Source organism: Neopararhizobium haloflavum (genome assembly GCF_002750855.1).
Taxonomy (GTDB): domain Bacteria; phylum Pseudomonadota; class Alphaproteobacteria; order Rhizobiales; family Rhizobiaceae; genus Georhizobium; species Georhizobium haloflavum.
In genome coordinates, this window is sequence record NZ_NWUC01000006.1 from 193,002 (window position 1) to 213,762 (window position 20,761).

The following is a 20,761-nucleotide window of genomic DNA, read 5'->3' on the forward strand; positions in this document are numbered from 1 at the left end:
TGAATGAGCGAAGCCGCCGCAAACCCGACTAGCCGTAAACTGTCGATCGTCAACAAGCGCGGCCTGCATGCGCGTGCATCCGCAAAATTCGTCCAGACCGTCGAGCGCTTCGACGCGGAGGTCACGGTTGCCAAGGACGGCATGCGCGTCGGTGGCGGATCGATCATGGGGCTGATGATGCTGGCGGCGAGCCCGGGCTGCAGCATCTGCGTGGAAGCGACGGGACCGCAGGCCCAGGAGGTGCTGGCAGCGCTGGAGGACCTCGTGAGTTGTCGCTTCGGGGAAGAGTGCTAGCGCAGTTTCTTCCATTCTGACATATAACGACATAAAGACTTCTTTATATGATGGTTGATGCGACGATGGAAGCCTGCTAGACCAAACTCCATGAATGATGCGGGGCGCGCGCATGCGCAGCCCCCTTTTGCGTGGAGACAATGATGAGCACAGCCCAGACTGCAGCCGCGGTGACGGCAGACGACTATGTGGTTGCCGATATCGCGCTGGCCGATTATGGCCGCAAGGAAATCACCATCGCCGAGACCGAGATGCCGGGCCTTGTCGCCTGCCGTGAGGAATTCGGCACCGACAAGCCGCTCAAGGGCGCAAGGATTTCCGGCTCGCTGCACATGACGATCCAGACGGCGGTGCTGATCGAGACGCTGACGGCGCTCGGGGCGGACGTTCGCTGGGCCTCTTGCAACATCTTCTCGACGCAGGATCATGCCGCCGCCGCCATCGCCGCGTCGGGCGTGCCGGTCTTTGCCGTGAAGGGTGAATCGCTGGAGGAATACTGGACCTATACGGACCAGATCTTCCAATGGGCCGATGGCGGCGCATCGAACATGATCCTTGATGATGGCGGCGACGCCACGATGTATATCCTGCTCGGCGCACGGGCCGAGGCCGGTGAAGACGTTCTTTCCAATCCTGGCTCGGAAGAGGAAGAGGTTCTTTTCGCTCAGATCAAGAAGCGCATGGCCGCTTCGCCGGGCTTCTTCGCCAAACAGCGCGATGCGATCAAGGGCGTCACCGAAGAAACGACGACTGGCGTCAACAGGCTCTATCAGCTGCAGAAAAAGGGCCTGCTTCCCTTCCCCGCCATCAACGTCAATGACAGCGTCACCAAGTCGAAATTCGACAACAAGTACGGCTGCAAGGAATCGCTGGTCGATGGTATCCGCCGGGCAACCGATGTGATGATGGCCGGCAAGGTGGCTGTTGTCTGCGGCTATGGCGATGTCGGCAAGGGCTCCGCCGCGTCGCTGAAGGGTGCCGGCGCGCGCGTCAAGGTGACGGAAGTCGATCCGATCTGCGCGCTTCAGGCCGCCATGGACGGCTTTGAGGTGGTAACGCTCGAAGATGTCGCGCCGACGGCGGACATCTTCATCACCACGACCGGCAACAAGGACGTGATCCGGCTCGAGCACATGCGCGAGATGAAGGACATGGCCATCGTCGGCAACATCGGCCACTTCGACAACGAGATCCAGGTCACGTCGCTCAAGAACTACAAGTGGGATAACATCAAGCCGCAAGTCGACATGATCGAGTTCCCCGGCGGCAAGCGCATGATCCTGCTCTCGGAAGGCCGATTGCTCAATCTCGGCAACGCCACGGGCCACCCGTCATTCGTCATGTCGGCCTCCTTCACCAATCAGGTTTTGGCGCAGATCGAGCTTTTCGCGCGCGGCGAGAACTACAAGAACGAAGTCTACGTGCTGCCCAAGCAGCTCGATGAGAAAGTTGCCAAGCTGCATCTCGAAAAGCTCGGTGCCATCCTCACGCAGCTGTCGGAGGAGCAGGCATCCTATATCGGTGTGGAAACAACCGGGCCGTTCAAGCCGGAGCACTACCGCTACTAGTAGAGCGAAACCACTACCGCTAGATATAGTAGCCGCGCGGCCACCAGGTCGCGCGGCTATATTTTTGAGACGCTCCCTTCCCGGTGAATCGTTAAAATTGTACCCTTTTCTCATCGATTCGCGTGAACCCGATGGGGACTGACGGCGTGCGCGCAGGGCAGATGAATTGGCCCGGAATCTGAGAATGTCCAGTCAACAGGCGGCGAAGAGGACGACGACATGCCGGGGCCCAGCCTGTCTCGTGGCGCGGACCGATGGGGGATCGCCGCAGCCGCGAAATCGTTTCGATCTTTCCGCAGGCACTTGCGGCGCGCACTGCTGACAGGCGCCGCCTGGGTTGCGATGCCCGAGGTCGTCCGTGCCGATGAACACCTTGCCCTCCCGTTCGGACTTGCGCTGTCGACCATAGAAGTCGTCAATCTGGCGCTGGTGCTTGGCGCCGTATCCGCCGCGCTTATCTCGGCCATCTGGTTGATCCGGGAACGTGCCAAGATCGACGCGGAGAACACCGAACTGCGAACGCTGCTTTCCGATGCCAACGCGCGCGTCGACCGCTACCATGCGTTGATCATCGACAAGGACCGCCGCATCGTGGTGTGGGACGGCATTGGTGAGAGCCCGGAAGTTCTCGGGGAATTGCCGGTGGAGGCCGGCGCGCCGGACGCAAAATCCGCTTTCCTCGCTTTCGGCCGCTGGCTGGACACGCGTTCGGCCGCGCGGCTGGAAAAGGCGATCGACCTTTTGCGTGCCAGCGGACAGCGCTTTGACTTCGTCATCGAGACCCAGCGGGCCCAGGTGCTGGAAGCGCAAGGCCGCGTTTCTGGAGGGCGGGCCTTCGTCCGCTTCGTCGCGCTCGGTGATATGCGCGCCCGCATGGCCGAAACGACAGCCGAGCGCGATCGTCTCGTTGGTGCTGTGGAAACGCTCCAGACCCTTCTCGACGCGTTGGACACGCCCGTCTGGCTGCGCGGGCCCGATGGCCGGCTGCGTTGGGTCAACGAAGCCTATGCGCATGCCGTCGAAGCGTCCTCGGGCGAAGTGGCCGTTGAGCGGGGGAGCGAATTGATCGGCACCCATGCGCGCGAGAAGATCCGTGCGGCGACGCTGACGGATCGGCCGTTCAGCGACAAGGTATCGACCGTCGTCCGGGGCAACCGGACGATCTACGATCTCGTCGATGCCAGGACCGCCACCGGCTCTGCCGGCATTGCGACGGACGTCAGCGAGATCGAGAGCGTGCGCGAGGAACTGCAGCGCACCATCCGCAGCCATTCCGAGACACTGGACCATCTCGCGACGGCCGTCGCCATATTCGGCAACGATCAGACGCTCCAGTTCTACAACCAGGCTTTCCAGAAGCTCTGGGCGCTGGACATGCCATTCCTGGAGAGCCGTCCCACCAATGCGGAATTCCTCGAGCGCCTGCGCGCCGACGGCAAGCTCTCCGAGCAGCACTCGTGGCGGGATTGGAAAGACGGCATGCTGGCCGTCTACCGCAGCGTCGAGCCGCAACAGAATTTCTGGTATCTTCCCGATGGCCAGACATTGAACGTATTCGCCACCGCGCATCCGCAGGGCGGTGCGACCTGGGTCTTCGAGAACCTCACCGAGCAGGTGGATCTGGAAGCGCGTTACAACACATTGGTGAAGGTGCAGGGCGAGACGATCGACCACCTCGCGGAGGGCGTTTGCGTCTTTGGTGCGGATGGCAAGCTCAAACTGTCCAACCCGGCGTTCCGCGCGCTCTGGGGCATCACGGAACTGGATGCAGCGCCGGGAACGCACATCAATGCCGTGGAAATGCTGTGCCGCAAGGCTTACGCAGAAGAAGATGGCTGGCGCCGCTTCGCGACCATCATCACCAGCCTTGATGACGAACGGCGCACCTATGAGGGCCGCTTCGAGCTTCTAACCGGCCTCATCCTCGACTATGCGGTCGTGCCGCTGCCCAACGCCCAGACGATGCTGACCTTCGTCAACAGCACCGACAGCGTCAGCGTCGAACGCGCATTGACGGAGAAGAACGACGCCTTGCAGCGGGCGGATGCGCTGAAGAACGATTTCGTCAAGCATGTCTCCTACGAACTCCGCACGCCGCTGACCAACATCATCGGTTTTGCCGATCTGCTGAAAACGCCGATGACCGGCGATCTGAATGAGCGCCAAGCAGAATATGTCGACCATATCGCGACGTCGTCATCCGTGTTGCTGATGATCGTCAACGACATCCTGGATCTCGCCACAGTCGACGCCGGCATCATGAAGCTGGAATTGAGCGAGGTCGACATCGCGGAGATCCTGGCGGAAGCCGAAGCGCAGATGAGCGACCGCTTGAAAGAAGCCGATCTGGCGCTTTCCATCGACGCTCCGCCCGGGCTCGGTCATTTCGTGGCGGATCGGCAGCGCGTGCGTCAGATTCTGTCGAAGCTCCTGAGCAACGCGGCGAACCATGCGCCGGAAGGCTCGCGCATCCGGCTGACCTGCCACCGCGAGATTGACAGCATCGTCTTCTCGGTGTCCGACGAGGGGCCGGGCATTCCCTCGCATATGTTGAAGTCGATCTTCTCGCGCTTTGAAACGCACGGTCCTGGCGGTCGCCGCCGGGGCGCTGGGCTCGGGCTCTCGATCGTCGACAGTTTCGTCAGCCTGCACAAAGGCACTGTCGAGATCGACAGCGTCGAGGGACGCGGAACCACCGTGACCTGCCGATTGCCGGCACACCGCACGATCCGCACGGAGGCGGCCGAATAACCGTGCAGCGGGAGACGCGCGTCATAGAAATCCCCGACGAGGCCGCCATGCGCCGCCTGGCGGAAGACGTGGCGATCATCGTCAGGCCCGGTGATGTATTCGCGCTCTCGGGCGAGCTTGGTGCGGGTAAGTCCACTTTTGCCCGCGCACTGATCCGTGCCGTCGCGAATGACGACGCGCTGGAGGTGCCAAGCCCCACTTTCACCCTCGCGCAACTCTACGACGCGCGGGTCCCGATCGCCCATTTCGATCTCTATCGCCTTGCCGATCCGGGTGAACTCGTCGAACTCGGGTTCGACGAGGCAATCGAGGCAAGCGCGGTTCTGATCGAGTGGCCCGAACGCGCAGGCGACGCATTGCCCGCCGACGCAATCCGGTGGCGCATAGCCGATGCGAACGGTCCGAATGCAAGGATCGTGGCGATCGATGCCCCCGCGCACTTCATGGCGCGGCTCGCACGCTCGCTTGAAATCCGCGCGTTCTTGAGCCGTGTCGGTAGAGAAAGTGCGAGGCGGCGTTACCTGCTCGGCGATGCGTCGACACGCGCTTATGAGCGGCTGTCGATGGGGGAGGGCTGGGCGACGATCCTGATGAATGCGCCCGCCATGCCTGACGGCCCGCCGATCAGGGATGGCAAACCTTATTCCCGGATCGCTCATCTTGCCGAGGATGTGGTGCCGTTCGTCGCGATCGGCCGATGGCTGAGACATGAAGGCTTTGCCGCCCCCGAAATTCTGGAAGCGGATCTGGCCAAGGGCATTCTCATTGTTGAGGACCTGGGCGCGGACGGCATCCTGTCGCCAGAGGGCATGCCGGTGCGTGATCGCTATGCGGCGGCCGTCGGTGTTCTCGTCGACCTGCATCGTAGGTCGGTACCGGATTTGCTCGCTGTAAAGTCTGGTGTCGATTATCGCCTGCCAAGATACGATCGCGACGCCATGATGATCGAGGCGGAGCTTCTGGTGGATTGGTATGTCCCTTACAGGCTCGGGCGGGCGGTGAGCGAAGGGGATCGCGCTGATTACATTGCGCTCTGGGGCGGCGCGATCGAGCGCCTCGCCAGTGCGGAGAAGAACATCGTTCTGCGCGACTATCATTCGCCGAATATCATCTGGCGCGCCGAGCGCCAGGGAAACGACCGGATCGGCATCATAGATTTCCAGGATGCGATGCTCGGCCCGTCCGCCTATGATGTGGCGTCTCTTCTTCAGGATGCGCGCGTCACCGTTCCGCGGCAGATGCGGCAGGAATTGCTGGCGGACTATGTCGAGGCGCGGCGCGACGACGACAACTTTGAGCCGGACTCCTTCCACACGGCCTATTCGATCATGGCCGCGCAACGCGCGTCCAAGATTCTCGGAATTTTCGTCCGCCTCAAGCAGCGCGACGGCAAGCCGGGCTATCTGCGTCACCTTCCGAGGATCGAAGCCTATCTGGCCGAAGCGCTCGCGCACGACGCTTTGACAGATCTGCGCGCTTGGTATCAAAGATCAGGACTCGTCGAGGCCTGAAGGGAGACCGCAGCATCGTGGGCAAGCAAGCGATCGACAGGGCGATGATTCTCGCGGCCGGGCTCGGTACGCGCCTGCGGCCGATCACCGATACCATCCCGAAGCCGCTGGTCGAAGTTTCAGGCAAGGCGCTGATCGATTACGGTTTCGATGCCCTGCGCACCGCAGGCATCAAGCGCGCGGTGGTCAACGTGCACTATCGCGCCGACCAGCTTCGCGCGCATCTCAAGACCGTCGCCGGCATGCAGATCGATGTGTCGGACGAGACGGCCCAATTGCTGGATTCGGGAGGCGGGGTGGTCAACGCGCTACCGTTCTTGGGAAGCGCGCCCTTCGTGATCCTGAACGCCGACACTTTCTGGCTCGAGGCGCCATCGGCCGTGCAGAGCAATCTCCAGCGCATGATCGAAGCCTTCGACGAACGCTCGATGGATATCCTGATGCTGACTGTTTCGCCGGACAGGGCGACGGGACATGACGGCGGCGGAGATTTCACGATGGATGCCGATGGCCGATTGACACGCTTCGACGGCAAGGGTGATGGCATGATCTACGCCGGGGCGCTGATCGTCCACCCACGCATATTCGACCACAGTCCCAAGGGGCCGTTTTCGCTCAACGCATGCTTCGACAGGGCGCTAGTCTTGGATCGAATGCGAGGGCTTGCACTGGCGGGGCACTGGCTGACGGTGGGGACGCCTCAAGCCATCGGCGAGGCGGAGCGTGCGATTGCCCGCTGCGAGGCCGGCGTGCATCAGCCCGTCTGATGGCTGGGACACGGACACCGCGGCTTTTCACCATTGCGCCCGGCGTGCCGTTTCTGCCGACCTTGGTGCGCGCCCTGTGCGACGGGGACCTCGTTCCGGGCTTTCGCTTTGATCGGGCCGATCCACTCGCCTTGTCACGCGCAACCATATACGTGCCGACGCGCCGCGCGGCGCGCGCCCTTCGCTCCGAATTCGTGGATCATATCGGCAGGACCAGCGCCATCCTGCCGACGATCCGCCCCCTGGGCGAGACAGATGATGATGCGGGATATTTCGATCTCGCCGAACCGTCGATGGATCAACAGCTACCGGTCGGCAAGGTCGAGACGCTGCTGGAACTCGCCAGTCTCGTGCAGCGCTGGAAGAACAAGCTGCCGCAAGCCGTGAGTGGTTTTCATCGCGGCAGTCCGTTGATCGCGCCGGCAAGCCCGGCCGACGCGATCTGGTTGGCGCGGGGCCTTGCCGACCTCCTCGACGCAATGGAAACGCATGATTGTCCATGGCAGCGGCTGGATTTGCTGCAGGCAGCCGATCATGCCGAATGGTGGCAACTGACGCTCGAATTTCTCAAGATCGCCTCCGCCTTCTGGCCGGCAAGGCTGCGGGAGATCGACCGCGTCAGCGCAGCCAGCCATCGCAATGCCGCGCTCGCAGCCGAGACCCGCCGGCTGGCGAGCATGCCCGAGAAAGGCCCGATGATCGTCGCCGGGTCGACCGGCTCCATCCCGGCAACGGCCGCGCTGATGCAGGCAATCGCCGGCCTGGACCAGGGCGCCATCGTGCTGCCCGGACTCGATACACGCATCCCGCCCGACGTCTGGCCGCTAGTCATGCGTGCCGGTGCCGACGAAACGGATCCGGCTGTCCTGACCCATCCGCAATATGGTCTGGCGCTTCTCTTGAGCCGTTTCGGTGCTGCCCGCGAGGATGTGGTGCCGTTGGGCGAGGAGCAGCCGGTGCTTGCCGCGCGCAACGCCGCCATATCGATGGCGCTTCTTCCGGCACGGGCGACGGCGCTGTGGGCTGCAGCACCGTTTGCTGGGTCGCCGCAGGGCTTTGGCGATGTCAGCCTGATTGAGACGTCAAGCGAGCGCGAGGAGGCCGCCGCCATCGCCGTCGCAATGCGCATTGCGGGCGATGACCCCAAGGCCCGCGTTGCGCTGGTGACACCGGATCGCAGATTGGCGCGCCGCGTTTCCGTTGAACTCGTCCGGTACGGCATCGAAGCCAACGATTCCGGCGGGGTGCCGCTTGCCTCGACGCAGCCTGCGACCTTGCTGCGCCTTCTTCTCGATGCGGTCATGCAGCCCGGTGATCCGGTGGCGCTCACCGGTCTTCTCAGTCACCCGCTCGCCCGCTTCGGCCTGTCGATGCACGAGGCGCGCAGAGCGGCGCACCTTTTCGAACTCCTCGCACTGCGCGGACGCATGGGAGAGGTGGATGTCTCCCAGCTTTCCGCCCTTCTGGAATCCGGCCTGCGAGAAGACGGCGAAGCCCGGCATATCCCTGAATGGCGGCGCAGGCTCTCGCAGGACGACATCGCGCTGGCGCGGCGTCTTGCCCTTGAGGTCGAGACACGGGTGGAGCCGCTGACCGGGCGGTTCATCCGCTTCGCATCCGCAGCGAGCGGCCGTATGACTGATCACGCGCCGATCTCGGCGTGGGCACGCGATACGATCGACGTCGCAGAGGCCGTGACGGGCGACCCGGATACCGGTGTGTCCGGTCTTTGGGGCGAAGAAGCAGGTGAGGCGCTTGCCGCGCTGTTTGCCGATATGCTGGCATCGAGAGCCGACCTGCCGGCAAGCGGGGCTGAGTGGGCGGACATCGTCGCGGCACTGATTGCCGGAGAAACGGTGAAACCGCGCGCAACGACCCACCCGCGAATCTTCATATGGGGAGCATTGGAGGCGCGCCTTCAGGACGTCGATACGCTCATCCTGGCGGGTCTCAACGAAGGCAAGTGGCCAGGCCAGACGGCCAATGACGCGTTCTTGTCGCGCCCGATGAAGATGACCGTGGGGCTGGAGCCGCAGGAGCGTCGGATCGGTCTGGCGGCGCATGATTTCCAGATGGCCATGGGCGCGTCCAAGGTCATCCTCAGCCGATCGACGCGCGCGGACAAGGCCCCGACAGTCGCTTCACGGTGGCTGCAGAGGCTACTGGCAGTGGTTGGTGATGAGGGCGCGCTTGCAATGCGCCGGCGCGGCGATGCATTGCGTCTTGCCGCCGAGGCTGCCGACCAGAAGCCGGAACGCCCCTTGGCGAACCGGCCGGAGCCAAAGCCACCGCTTGTGGCGCAGCCGAAGCGCTACAGCTTTTCCGAAATTCGCACGCTGCGCCGCGATCCCTACGCTGTCTATGCCCGTCGGGTATTGCGTCTCAGTCCGCTGGACGGCCTCATTCGCGACCCGGGCGTTGCCGAGCGAGGCACGCTCTATCATGCGATCGTCGAGCGGTTCATCGCCGAAGGCGCTGAAGTCGCTTCGGCCGATGCCGCCGAGCGGCTGGAGGCGGTCGCGAAGGCTCTTTTCGATCGTGAGGCGCTGCCTCATCACATCGAGGTGCTGTGGCATCCACGTTTTCGTCGCATTGCGGCACTGTTTCTTGATTGGGAGCGCCAACGCGACGGCGATGTTGCCGAGCGCTACACCGAACTGCGCGGGTCTGTTCCGATTCTGTCGACCGGCGTCACCCTGTCGGGCATCGCCGATCGTATCGACCTGATGCGCGATGGAAGCGCCGAGATCATCGACTTCAAGACGGGCGGCATGCCGACCCGCGCTCAGGCGCGTGCGCTGCTCGATCCGCAACTGCCGCTCGAAGCGGCGGCCTTGATGGCCGGCGGCTTTGGCGATCTGGGGCGAAAAACTCCATCCTCTCTCAAATATGTCCGTCTGAAGGACGCCGAAATCATGCCCGTGGACAGCCTTGAAGGGGCGGACAGGGCCGGCCGGGACGATGGCAGCGTGAAGAGCGCTGCCGATCTCGGGTCGGAATCGCTGTCCCGCCTCGCCGGCTTCATCGAATTGTTGGCAAGCGGCCGCCGCGGGTTTGCTTCGCGCATCATACCGGCCAGTGCGCGTGAATTCGGCGGCGAATACGATCATCTGGCGCGCGTCGCGGAATGGGCGAGCGCCGATGTCGGGGGTGATGAAGGGGATGCCTCGTGACCGAAGCGCCCATCTTCGATCTTGACTGGACAACCCAGCAGCAATTGCGCGCGTCCGACCCGAAAGCTTCGGCCTGGGTCTCGGCCAACGCCGGATCGGGCAAAACGCATGTGCTGTCACAAAGGGTTATCAGGCTTTTGTTGGAAGGCGCCAAGCCTTCGGCAATCCTGTGCCTCACCTACACGAAGGCGGCAGCCTCGGAGATGTCGAACCGGGTTTTCGCCCGGCTTGCCCAATGGGCGACACAGCCGGACGACAGACTGTTTGCCGACCTTTCGGGCCTCGACGGTCAGCTACCCTCACCAGCGCGCCTGGCGTTTGCGCGTCAGTTGTTCGCCCGCGCCCTAGAGACACCGGGCGGGCTGAAGATCCAGACAATCCACGCGTTCTGCGAAGCCGTGCTGCACCAGTTTCCGCTCGAAGCCAACGTGGCCGGGCACTTCACGGTGATGGATGACGGGCAGTCCGCCAGCCTTATCGCGGAGGCGCGCCGGTCTCTTCTGACCGCCACTGGTACGGAAGACGATATCTCGTTGGCCCATGCGTTCGCCACGGTTCTCGGAGACGCGGGAGAAGCGGGGCTGGAAACCCTGCTCGATGACCTCGTTGCGCAGCGAGGGCCGGTTCAGCGCTTCCTGGAAACTTCCGGGGGTGCGGAAGGTGCTCGGCAGATCGTTTCGACTGCTCTCGGATTGGATCCGGCAGAGGACGAAGGGTCGATCAAGGCGTCTGTCTGGCCGATCCCGACATTGCCGCCGCATATCATCGCGGCCTATGCGGATGCCGCTTCTGCTGCCTCGGCCAAGAAGGCGCGCAGCTATGCCGACGCGCTGCAGGCGGCAGCCGGCGCCGACACGGTGGAGGAGCGGTGGAGACATCTGGCCGGCCTTTTCCTGCGTGCCGACGGCAAGACGCGAAGCCTTTCGCAGGCCGGTGCCGGCAAGATCGACGCGACGCTTCCCGACATCCAGGATCGCATCGCGGCCGCCACCACCCATTTCGAGGAAGCGCTGGACCGGCTGGCGCGCTGGCGCATGACGCGGGCGACGGGTGCCGCCCTGACACTCGCCCGACGCCTTCTTGGCGACTATGAGCGCCTGAAGCGGCTGCGCGGCAACTTGGATTTCGAGGATCTCGTCGAGCGAACGGCAAGCCTTCTTGCCCGCGGCGGCGCCAGTGCGTGGGTCCACTACAAGCTGGACCAGGGCATCGATCACGTCCTCGTCGACGAGGCTCAGGACACCAGCCCGGCGCAGTGGCAGATCATTCGTCAGCTCGCCGACGAATTCTTCGCCGGCGACCAGGCAGGCCGGCGCAGAACGCTGTTTTCGGTGGGCGACGAAAAGCAGTCGATCTATTCCTTCCAAGGTGCCCGACCCGAAAGGTTTCGACAGGAGGGGCGCTCGGTCGAAAGCGCTGCATCGGCAAGCGAGACCCGCTTCGAGGGCGTCGAACTCAAGCTGTCCTTCCGCTCGACATCCGATGTTCTCAAGGCCGTCGACAGGGTTTTTGAAGATGCCGAGGCGCGGCGCGGGCTCGGAGAACCGGGCGGCGATATCATCCACGAGTCGGTGCGAGGGCGCGAGCCGGGTCTGGTCGACGTCTGGGAAATGATCGCCAAGGAAAAGCGCGTTGACGAGGAGGACTGGACGGCCCCTTTCGACGACACGCCCGAGCATGATCCGAAAACGCGGCTTGCCAAGCGCATTGCCGGAACGATCCGCCAGTGGATCGGCGATGGTCACCGCGTGGTGAAGGGCCGGAGTGTTCCGATCACCGCCGGCGACATCCTCGTGCTCGTGCGCAAGCGTGATGGCTTCGTCAATGCGTTGATGCGTGAACTCAAGCATCACCCGGCGATTCCCGTCGCCGGCGCCGACCGCCTGGTGCTGACAGACCATATCGCGGTCAAGGACCTGATGGCGCTCGGGCGTGTGCTTTCCCTGCCGGATGACGATCTGTCGCTTGCGTCACTGCTCAAATCGCCCTTGTTCGAACTCGACGAGGACCAACTGTTCACGCTGTGTCATGGGCGCGAGCCCACGTCCGGCGTCGAGGCCGAGTTGACGCGCCTGGCCGAGGCGGGCGAGCAGCCCTTCATGGATGCCAAGCGCAAGCTGGACCGCTACGCCGTTGTCGCGGCTGAGAGCTCTGTCCACGATTTTTACGCGCATGTGCTTGGCCCTCTTGGCGGGCGGGCGGACTTTCTGGCGCGGCTCGGCAACGAAGCGGCGGACGTCCTGGATGAATTTCTCGCCTTTGCGCTCGATCACGAGGCGGCCGGCCTACCCGGAATGCAGTCCTTTCTCGCCGTCCTCGACCAGCAGTCGCCCACGATCAAACGCGAGCTGGAGCAGGATCGTGACGAGGTCCGCATCATGACGGTGCATGCATCCAAGGGCCTCGAGGCGCCCGTGGTGTTTCTCGTCGATTCCGGCGGCGAGGCTGCGCGGGGCCAGAACGTCTCGCGCCTGCGCAGTCTCGATATATCCGGGATGGAGTGTCCCGTTCCGCTCTGGGTCCCGTCCAGGGCGCATGAAAACAGCGTCTCGCTGGATCTCAAGAATAGGATGATGCGTGCGGCTGAGGAGGAATATCGCAGGCTCCTTTATGTCGGCATGACCCGTGCTGCCGATCGGCTTGTGGTCTGTGGCTATCATGGGCTTAACCCTCCCAGGGGCCCGCATTGGCTCTCGATGGTGCGGACCGCTCTGGAGCGCGGTGACGCGGAGCCAACGACGTTCCAGGCGGGCGGAATGACCTGGGATGGCTTTCGCTTCTCGCGTGCGAAGGCCACGCCGACGCCCACTGACGGAGCGCCCGCGCCCGCCGCGCCCGTCGATCGCGTTGATATTCCGACCGCGCCATTGCCGCCGCCCGAGCGCCCGCCGCGCCCGCTCACGCCGTCCGGCACGCATGCTGTCATCGACGATGAAGTACAAAGCGGCCCGATACGCTCTCCCTTCGCCGGCGCAGCGGCAGGTGACGATGGCGCTCTCGTCAGAGGGCGGATCATCCATCGGTTCCTCCAGATCCTGCCGGACCTGGCGGCAACGGACCGGTCCGCTTCGGCTTTGCGCTATCTTGAGCGCGCCGCACCGCACTGGCCTTCACAAACCCGGGAAGAACTCGTTGCCTCCGTGATGACGATCATCGAAACACCCGGCTTTGCCACGGTCTTCGCACCGGGCAGCGAGGCGGAAGTGGCGATCATGGGTACAGTCCGGCTTGGCGATCGCGAGCACGTCGTATCCGGCAGAATTGACCGTCTCGCCGTCGGTCCGGACCGGGTGCGGATCATCGACTACAAGACAAACCGCCCGCCGGCGCGTTCGCTGGCGGATGTACCAGCCGTTCATACGGCACAACTGGCGCTCTACCGTGAATTGCTGCGGCCGCTCTATCCCGATCGGCAGATCGAAGCGGCCCTGCTGTTCACCGAAGCGCCGGTGCTTATCGAAGTGCCTCCGGCCGCTTTGGACGGCGCCCTTGCGGCACTCACGACAAAATGAGTATACCCGACATTGAATGATGCGGCGGTGATGCGCACATAGCGGGCAACTGCGCGAGCGCCCTGCTCCGCCCGATATCAAATGAAGGAGTGCCGAAATGGCCACCGTCAAGGTCGACAATAACAACTTCACGAGCGAAGTGCTGGAGAGCGCCGAGCCGGTCGTCGTGGATTTCTGGGCTGAATGGTGCGGCCCTTGCAAGATGATCGCGCCCAGCCTCGAAGAGATTTCGAACGAGTTGGCTGGCAAGGTAAAGGTGGCCAAGGTCAACATCGATGAGAATCCGGACATCGCCGCGCAGTACGGTGTACGCTCGATCCCGACGCTTGCGATGTTCAAGGGCGGTGAAGTGGCCGATATCAAGGTTGGCGCGTCTCCCAAGACCGCGCTTTCATCCTGGATATCCGGCGCTGTGTCCTAAAGCCGCGGCCGAAACCTTACAGACAAAAGGGCCCGGATCGCTCGATCCGGGCCCTTTTTGCATTCTTGCTGGAGGCCTTATGACGGAGGCGTGCCATTGAGCGCCAGGACGTCCCCCACCAGATAGAGCGACCCGCAAATGAGAATTCGAGGCGGCCGTTCGCTCGCCGTCATCCGCGCGACGATCATTGTCAGAGCTTCGGTGACGCTCGCCATGGGCTCGGCGTTAAGGCCGGCATCAATGGCGTCATCGGCCAGAACCAGCGGGTCGATCCCGGCATCCGACCCTTCGATCGGCACTGCGTAGACGTGCCGCGCCAGACCGGCGAATGCGTGAAAATAGCCGACGGGATCCTTGGTCGAGATCATGCCGGTCACGAGATGCAGCGGCCGCGGGTCGCGCTCCTCAAGATTTGCGAACGCTTCGGCAATGACCTGCCCGGCGCCTGGATTGTGGCCACCGTCCAGCCAGATTTCGGTTCCCTCCGGAACCAGCGACATCAAGGCGCCATCGCTCACCCGTTGCATGCGTCCGGGCCATGCCGCATCGCGAATGCCGGCCTCGACGGCGCCGTCGGTCAAGAGGAAGCCGGCCGCCTTGACCACTCGGATTGCCGACGCAGCGTTGGCATGCTGATGGCGCCCCGGAAGACGAGGCAGCGGAAGGTCCAGAAGGCCGAACTCGTCCTGATAGACCAGGCGTCCATGCTCTTCATGTGCCGAGAAATCCTGACCGTATATCGTCAGTGGCACGCGCATGCGATCGGCGATGGCGATGATGGCGTCGAGCGCGGCGTCCTCGGGCTGGTGCCCGATTACGACCGGAACATCATGCTTGATGATGCCGGCCTTTTCCGCCGCGATCAGCTCGACGCGATCGCCGAGATAGGCCTGATGGTCGAGCGATATCGGCATGATCAGGCAGGCGGCGGGGCGCGTCATGACGTTCGTCGCGTCGAATCGGCCTCCGAGCCCGACTTCAATGATCGCGGCATCGGCGGGATGCTCGGAAAAAAGGACGAAGGTGACGGCCGTCAGCAGCTCGAAGACAGTGATGGTCTCGTTCGCGTTCGCGGCCGCGACGCGCCGGATGGCATCGGCCAGTGTCTCATCGTCGACCAGCGCGCCGGGGCGGCCCGTTTGTCCGATCCGATAGCGTTCATGCCAATCGACAAGATGCGGCGAGGTGTGGACATGCACCGCAAGTCCCGCAGCTTCGAGGATCGCCCGGCAGAACGCCGAGGCGGAGCCTTTGCCATTCGTGCCGGCAACGTGGATGACGGGCGGGAGCCGGTCCTGCGGATCACCGAGGCGCTGCAATAGCCGGCGGATGCGATCGAGCGACAGGTCGAAGCCTTTGGGATGCAGTGCCAGAAGCTTGTCTATTTCGGCGGCAGCGGCGCTTTTCGTCCCGGTCGTTGCCATCGTGCCGTATCCCGTCGATCGTGGCTGCTTGGCCAGGCCGCGGTCGGCCAAGCCATTGCGATTAACTCTGCGAGAGCGCTCGGCGTCAATGGGCCGTCGGCGACCGTTCGCTCGTGTTCGCCGTGTCATCGTCCGGTGCTTCGTCTATGGCATCCTCGATGATCGCCGCGACGACGGCGTCTGGATCTTCGCCGTTCGGCTTCGCGCCGTTCAGCGCAAGCTTGGCATCGGACGTCTCCAGCGCCGGTTCCTTCATCAGGATGCGCAAAAGCCGTGCCACGGTTTCGGGAATATCCTTGCGATTGACGACCATGTCGACCATGCCGTGTTCCAGCAGGTACTCCGCCGTCTGAAAACCCTCCGGCAGCTGCTGTCGGATGGTCTGCTCAATGACGCGGCGCCCGGCAAAACCGATCTCGGCTCCCGGTTCGGCAAGGTGGATGTCGCCCAGCATGGCGTAGGAAGCGGACACGCCGCCTGTCGTCGGGTTTGTCAAAACGACGATATAGGGAAGGCCCGCTTCCTTCAGCATCTCCACCGCTACGGTCGTGCGCGGCAATTGCATCAGCGAGAGGATACCCTCCTGCATGCGCGCGCCGCCGGACGCCGGAAACATGACGAGTGGGCAGTTCCGTTCCACGGCGGCCTCGAAGGCCGCGATGATGGCTTCGCCCGCCGCAATGCCCAGCGACCCGGCGATGAAACTGAAATCATGCACACAGGCGACCACCGGCACGCCGCCGACCTTTCCGATGCCGGCAAGAACGGCGTCTTCGAGTTCGGTCTTGTTGCGGTGTTCGCGCAGCCGGTCGACATATTTCTTCGTGTCGCGGAATTTCAGCGGATCCTGCTGGACCTTCGGCTGCGGAAGAGCCGTGTAATCACCCTCATCGAAGAAGTAGGAAAGACGGCTCTTGGCCGAAATCTTCATGTGATATCCCGATGTCGGGATAACCCACTGATTGTCTTCCAGATCCTTGTGAAAGACCATCTCGCCGGTTTCGGGACATTTGATCCAGAGGTTCTCGGCGACTTCCCGACGGCCGAACATCGAATTGATCTTCGGACGAACGTAGTTGGTGATCCAGTTCAAGGCGAAAGCTCCTGATCGTTCCCGATCCCCGCATATGGGGGTTCTATTCGGCCGCGTCGAGCCGTGCGGCGCGGGCGCCGCTGGCCAGCCCCTGCACCATGGTGGCGACGCTTTCGACTGTATCGGCCGTCGCGCGGCCTTCGCTGTCCAGTGTGTTCGCGATCTGGTTGACGATGGCCGTGCCGACCACGACCCCATCCGCCGCCGCCCCGATCAACCGCGCATGTTCAGCCGTCTTCACGCCGAAGCCGACGCAGACCGGCAGGTTGGTGTGACCCTTGATGCGCTCAACGGCTCCGGCCACGCGGGACGGATCGGGCAGCGCCGAGCCCGTGATTCCTGTCATTGAGACGTAATAGACGAACCCGGACGTGTTCTTCAGCACGGTCGGCAGACGCTTGTCGTCCGTCGTCGGCGTCGCCAGGCGAATGAAGTTGATGCCTTTTGCAAGCGCGGGCAGGCACAGTTCCTCATCCATCTCCGGTGGCAGGTCGACGACGATGAGGCCGTCGATGCCGGCTTCCAGTGCGTCGCTGAGGAACCGGTCGACACCATAGACATAGATCGGATTGTAATAGCCCATCATGACGATCGGCGTCGTCTGATCCTCCTTTCGGAAGTCCTTGGCTAGATCGAGCGTGCGGGCAAGCGTCTGCCCACCCTTGAGCGCCCGTCGGCCGGCCATCTGGATCGCCGGCCCGTCGGCCATCGGGTCCGAAAACGGCATGCCGAGCTCGATCACGTCGGCGCCAGCGCGCGGCAGCGCCTTCATGATGCCGAGCGAGGTCGAATAATCCGGATCACCGCCCATGAAATAGGTGACTAGGGCCGGCCGGCCTTCGGATTTCAGATCCGCGAACCGCTGCTCCATACGCTTCGTCATGATCAAAGCTCCACGCCAAGCGCCTTGGCGGCGGTAAAGACATCCTTGTCGCCGCGGCCGCACAGGTTCATCACGATGATCTGGTCCTTGTCCATGGCAGGGGCGCGCTTGATCACTTCGGCCAGCGCATGCGCTGGCTCCAGCGCCGGAATGATCCCTTCCAGCTTGGTCAGCAACTTGAATGCATCCAGAGCTTCCCTGTCGGTGATCGGAACATAGTCGACCCGGCCGGAATCCTTCAGCCAGGAATGCTCCGGACCGATGCCGGGATAGTCGAGCCCGGCCGAGATGGAATGACCATCCTCGATCTGTCCGTCCGCGTCCTGCAGCAGATAGGTGCGGTTGCCGTGCAGAACACCGGGCGAGCCCGCCGTCAGGGAGGCACAATGCTCGTCCGTATCGAGCCCTTTGCCCCCGGCCTCGACGCCAACGATCCCGACATCCTCATCGTCCAGGAACGGGTGAAACAAGCCGATCGCGTTCGATCCGCCGCCAACGGCTGCCACGAGAAGATCGGGCAAGCGCCCTTCGCGCTCCATGATCTGCTCGCGGGCTTCGCGGCCAATGACGGACTGGAAGTCGCGAACCATCTCGGGGTAGGGGTGCGGCCCGGCCGCCGTGCCGATCAGGTAGTAGGTGCTCTCGACGTTGGTCACCCAGTCGCGCAGCGCTTCGTTCATCGCATCTTTCAGCGTGCCCTGCCCCGAAGTCACAGGCTTCACCTCGGCGCCCAGCAGCTTCATGCGGAAGACGTTCGGTGCCTGCCGCTCGACATCCGTTGCACCCATATAGACGACGCAAGGCAGGTCGAAGCGTGCCGCGACCGTCGCCGCGGCGACGCCATGCTGGCCCGCTCCGGTTTCGGCGATGATCCGCGTCTTGCCCATCCGCTTGGCCAGCAGGATCTGGCCGAGGCAATTGTTGATCTTGTGGCTGCCCGTATGGTTCAGCTCGTCGCGCTTGAAGTAGATTTTCGCGCCGCCGAGTTCGCTGGTCAGCCTTTCGGCGAAATAAAGCGGGCTCGGCCGGCCGGTATAATGGGTGTTGAGCGCCTCGAGCTCGGCCTTGAACGCATCGTCGGACTTCGCCTTGTTCCACTGCTCCTGGAGATCGAGGATCAGCGGCATCAACGTCTCGGCGACGAAACGGCCACCGAACTTGCCGAAGCGGCCTTCCTCATCGGGACCGGCGCGAAACGAATTGGGCTTGAGCGGCTGATTCACGAGGCACTCCTTGCGGGGGCGGGCTGGTGTTGCGGGTCGAGAGCATGGACCTTGGCGAGGAAATCGCGGATCAGGCCGATATCCTTCACGCCAGGCGCACGCTCCACGCCCGAAGAGACATCGATGCCGCGCGCTGAGGTTTGCCTGAGCGCTTCGGCGATATTGCCTGCGTTCAGGCCTCCGGAAAGCATGTAATCCACAGCGTCGTCAAGCGCGCCGAGCACGGTCCAGTCGAAAGCGATCCCGTTGCCGCCGGGAAGGGCGGATCCCGCCGGCGCCTTTGCATCGAAGAGAAAACGATCGGCAACGCCGCGATAGGGCTCCATGAGGGCGAGATCGCTTGCCTCGCGGATCGCCAGCGCCTTCATCACAGGCAGCCCGTATCGCTCTTTCACGGCGGCCACGCGCTGCGGCGTCTCCCCCCCGTGAAGCTGCAGCATGTCGGGCGCAACCCGCTTGACGATCGCGTCGAGCGCGCGGTCATCCGCATTGACGCTGACCGCGACCCGCCTCGCGCGCCCGCGCGCCGACATCGACAGGCGTTCCGCCGTCTCCAGCGCGACGTGACGCGGGCTTTTATCGAAGAAAATGAAGCCGATATGGCTGGCGCCGCCGTCGATCGCAGCGTCGACCGCCTCTTCCGTCGAAAGGCCGCAGATTTTGATATCCGGTATCATGGCGCTCAGGTGCCATGAAATCCCGGCGAAGTCGAGACGCCGGTCAATCGCCGCATCTCAACTGAAGTCCACGGCGTGCAGCAGCGTGCCATGCCGCTTGAGCCAGGACTTCGCCTCGTCCATCTGCGGGCAGAGCTCGGCACACAGCGCCCAGAAGCGCGGGCCGTGGTTCATTTCCTTGAGATGCGCGACCTCGTGGGCGGCGAGATAGTCCAGAACGTCGGGCGGCGCCATCACGATGCGCCATGAAAAGGACAGCGCCCCATCGACGGTGCACGAGCCCCAGCGCGAGCGCGTGTCCTTCAGCGCGATCGAAAGCGCTTTGCGGCCGAGCGCACGACAATGGCGTTTAACGGCGGCTTCCAGATCGGCCTTTGCTTCACGCTTGAGGAAATCGCGCACGCGGCGCGAAAGATGCTCCGGCGCCCCGCCCACTTCGAGAACGGCCTCGCCCTCGTCAAGCACCGCGCGCGTCAGGCCGCGCGCCTCGCCGGTCCGCCGGATTCGATGCGGCACACCGCGCAGAGAAATGCTGCCGCCCTCGGCGAGAGTGCCGGATGCTGGAAAGCGTGCGAGCCGTGTCAGGAGCCAGCCCTGCTGGCGTTCAAGGAACCGGTCGATCTCCTCGGTGGGAAGACCGCGTGGCACTGTCATCTTGAGTCCCCGCCCGCCGGGCTCGATCCGCAAGGTCAGCCGCCGGCAACGCGGATTTTCCGAAACCACCAGCGGCAGGGCGCGGCCGGCCACCATCACGTCGCGCCGCTGCTGGCGAGCGGTCCGGGCTGCAGTCTTGTTGCGTGTCAGCAGGCGGCTAAGCATCGTGTCGAGATATCAGATTCGCGGTTGACCTGTCGTGTGAACTTGGCACACAAAAATGGCGGCGCCTCGTGTGGGTGAGGCGCCGCCGACGCGGATACGGCATGTTATCGGATGGGGCAGGGGAAGCTTAAGCCGATACGCCGTGGACTTGATTACTCCGCGTCAATCGTCGGGCCGTCGCGGTTGCTGTCGCGTGGCTTGCGATTGGCCATGAAGCGGTCGAATTCTTCCTTGTCCTTGGCACGCCGCAATTCGCGCGCATAGTCCTCGAATTCGTCCCGCATTTCTTCCAGCCGGGCCCGCTCCGCTTCGAGGCGTGCAAGTTCCGCCTCGCGCCAGTCATCAAAGGCAACGTTTCCAGTGCGCGCGCGCATGGATTGGCTGGCACCGCCGCGCACGCTGGAAAAGACGGAGTCGGTGGCGCGGTTGAGATCGCGTTTCAGAACGGGAAGCCGGTCACCCCAGATGATGTAGGCGAGCATCGCCAGGCCCAGCGGCCAGAATACGATGAAGCCGAGAACCATGAGGCCGATCGTCGCCGGCGTCCAATCCGGGCGGATGGCCGGCTTGCATGACCGGGCGGCATGTACATGGGAAGTCGTCATCAGCTCAAACCCTCGTCGTGAAAAGGTCGGCACCTTGCCG

General features: G+C 63.6%; 15 protein-coding genes. 8 read left to right on the plus strand and 7 right to left on the minus strand.

What is annotated here, in order from left to right:
• The first annotated feature begins 3 nt into the window (after window positions 1-3).
• The 8 genes from CN673_RS14435 to trxA all read left to right on the plus strand — a co-directional run bounded on the left by CN673_RS14435 (window position 4) and on the right by trxA (window position 13,997).
• Window positions 4-294, plus strand: coding sequence for an HPr family phosphocarrier protein (locus CN673_RS14435; RefSeq protein WP_099867068.1), 291 nt, complete (start codon window positions 4-6; stop codon window positions 292-294).
• Between the two features lie 143 nt (window positions 295-437).
• Complete coding sequence (ahcY, locus tag CN673_RS14440; RefSeq protein ID WP_099867198.1) at window positions 438-1,862, plus strand: adenosylhomocysteinase; 1,425 nt, start codon at window positions 438-440, stop codon at window positions 1,860-1,862.
• 219 nt (window positions 1,863-2,081) lie between these two features.
• Entirely contained in the window at window positions 2,082-4,613 is a 2,532-nt protein-coding gene (locus CN673_RS14445; protein ID WP_099867069.1) for a sensor histidine kinase, read from the plus strand.
• Window positions 4,610-6,124 carry a tRNA (adenosine(37)-N6)-threonylcarbamoyltransferase complex ATPase subunit type 1 TsaE gene (gene tsaE / locus CN673_RS14450; RefSeq protein ID WP_370853057.1) on the plus strand — a complete coding sequence of 505 codons (1,515 nt, stop codon included), beginning with the start codon at window positions 4,610-4,612 and terminating at the stop codon, window positions 6,122-6,124. Before CN673_RS14445 ends, tsaE begins: the two co-directional genes overlap by 4 nt.
• 17 nt (window positions 6,125-6,141) lie before the next feature.
• Complete coding sequence (locus CN673_RS14455; RefSeq protein WP_245409916.1) at window positions 6,142-6,891, plus strand: nucleotidyltransferase family protein; 750 nt, start codon at window positions 6,142-6,144, stop codon at window positions 6,889-6,891.
• Complete coding sequence (gene addB, locus CN673_RS14460; protein WP_099867070.1) at window positions 6,891-10,064, plus strand: double-strand break repair protein AddB; 3,174 nt, start codon at window positions 6,891-6,893, stop codon at window positions 10,062-10,064. Before CN673_RS14455 ends, addB begins: the two co-directional genes overlap by 1 nt.
• Window positions 10,061-13,576 carry a double-strand break repair helicase AddA gene (addA, locus tag CN673_RS14465; RefSeq protein ID WP_099867071.1) on the plus strand — a complete coding sequence of 1,172 codons (3,516 nt, stop codon included), beginning with the start codon at window positions 10,061-10,063 and terminating at the stop codon, window positions 13,574-13,576. The genes addB and addA overlap by 4 nt, the downstream gene beginning before the upstream one ends.
• A gap of 97 nt (window positions 13,577-13,673) precedes the next feature.
• A complete protein-coding gene (gene trxA, locus CN673_RS14470) occupies window positions 13,674-13,997 on the plus strand; it encodes a thioredoxin (RefSeq protein WP_099867072.1) in 324 nt (107 codons plus the stop codon).
• A 77-nt stretch (window positions 13,998-14,074) separates the two neighbouring features.
• On the opposite strand, the gene CN673_RS14475 is transcribed toward trxA, so the two are convergent.
• From CN673_RS14475 to CN673_RS14505, 7 genes are all read right to left on the minus strand, one after another.
• Window positions 14,075-15,421 (minus strand): bifunctional folylpolyglutamate synthase/dihydrofolate synthase, encoded by a 1,347-nt coding sequence (locus CN673_RS14475; protein WP_099867201.1) that lies wholly within the window; start codon window positions 15,419-15,421, stop codon window positions 14,075-14,077.
• Between the two features lie 85 nt (window positions 15,422-15,506).
• Window positions 15,507-16,514, minus strand: a complete 1,008-nt coding sequence (accD, locus tag CN673_RS14480) for an acetyl-CoA carboxylase, carboxyltransferase subunit beta (protein ID WP_099867073.1) — start codon at window positions 16,512-16,514, stop codon at window positions 15,507-15,509.
• Window positions 16,515-16,557: 43 nt separating this feature from the next.
• On the minus strand, window positions 16,558-17,397 hold the full coding sequence (trpA, locus tag CN673_RS14485; RefSeq protein ID WP_099867074.1) for a tryptophan synthase subunit alpha: 840 nt from the start codon (window positions 17,395-17,397) through the stop codon (window positions 16,558-16,560).
• A 2-nt stretch (window positions 17,398-17,399) separates the two neighbouring features.
• Window positions 17,400-18,620 (minus strand): tryptophan synthase subunit beta, encoded by a 1,221-nt coding sequence (trpB, locus tag CN673_RS14490; RefSeq protein WP_099867075.1) that lies wholly within the window; start codon window positions 18,618-18,620, stop codon window positions 17,400-17,402.
• The gene (locus CN673_RS14495; protein ID WP_099867076.1) at window positions 18,617-19,297 is read right to left on the minus strand and encodes a phosphoribosylanthranilate isomerase; all 681 of its coding nucleotides are present in this window, start codon (window positions 19,295-19,297) and stop codon (window positions 18,617-18,619) included. The genes trpB and CN673_RS14495 overlap by 4 nt, the downstream gene beginning before the upstream one ends.
• Window positions 19,298-19,354: 57 nt before the next feature.
• The gene (locus CN673_RS14500) at window positions 19,355-20,116 is read right to left on the minus strand and encodes a M48 family metallopeptidase (protein WP_099867077.1); all 762 of its coding nucleotides are present in this window, start codon (window positions 20,114-20,116) and stop codon (window positions 19,355-19,357) included.
• A gap of 152 nt (window positions 20,117-20,268) precedes the next feature.
• The gene (locus CN673_RS14505; RefSeq protein ID WP_099867078.1) at window positions 20,269-20,721 is read right to left on the minus strand and encodes a DUF2852 domain-containing protein; all 453 of its coding nucleotides are present in this window, start codon (window positions 20,719-20,721) and stop codon (window positions 20,269-20,271) included.
• Window positions 20,722-20,761 lie beyond the last annotated feature (40 nt).

Excerpts from the sequence above, each read along its gene's own strand:
- CN673_RS14445 (WP_099867069.1), top strand. The coding sequence starts at position 2,082 with ATGCCGGGGCCCAGCCTGTCTCGTGGCGCGGACCGATGGGGGATCGCC.
- CN673_RS14500 (WP_099867077.1), bottom strand. The coding sequence starts at position 20,116 with ATGCTTAGCCGCCTGCTGACACGCAACAAGACTGCAGCCCGGACCGCT.
- CN673_RS14495 (WP_099867076.1), bottom strand. The coding sequence starts at position 19,297 with ATGATACCGGATATCAAAATCTGCGGCCTTTCGACGGAAGAGGCGGTC.
- ahcY (WP_099867198.1), top strand. The coding sequence starts at position 438 with ATGAGCACAGCCCAGACTGCAGCCGCGGTGACGGCAGACGACTATGTG.
- CN673_RS14505 (WP_099867078.1), bottom strand. The coding sequence starts at position 20,721 with ATGACGACTTCCCATGTACATGCCGCCCGGTCATGCAAGCCGGCCATC.
- CN673_RS14475 (WP_099867201.1), bottom strand. The coding sequence starts at position 15,421 with ATGGCAACGACCGGGACGAAAAGCGCCGCTGCCGCCGAAATAGACAAG.
- trxA (WP_099867072.1), top strand. The coding sequence starts at position 13,674 with ATGGCCACCGTCAAGGTCGACAATAACAACTTCACGAGCGAAGTGCTG.
- trpA (WP_099867074.1), bottom strand. The coding sequence starts at position 17,397 with ATGACGAAGCGTATGGAGCAGCGGTTCGCGGATCTGAAATCCGAAGGC.
- addB (WP_099867070.1), top strand. The coding sequence starts at position 6,891 with ATGGCTGGGACACGGACACCGCGGCTTTTCACCATTGCGCCCGGCGTG.
- CN673_RS14435 (WP_099867068.1), top strand. The coding sequence starts at position 4 with ATGAGCGAAGCCGCCGCAAACCCGACTAGCCGTAAACTGTCGATCGTC.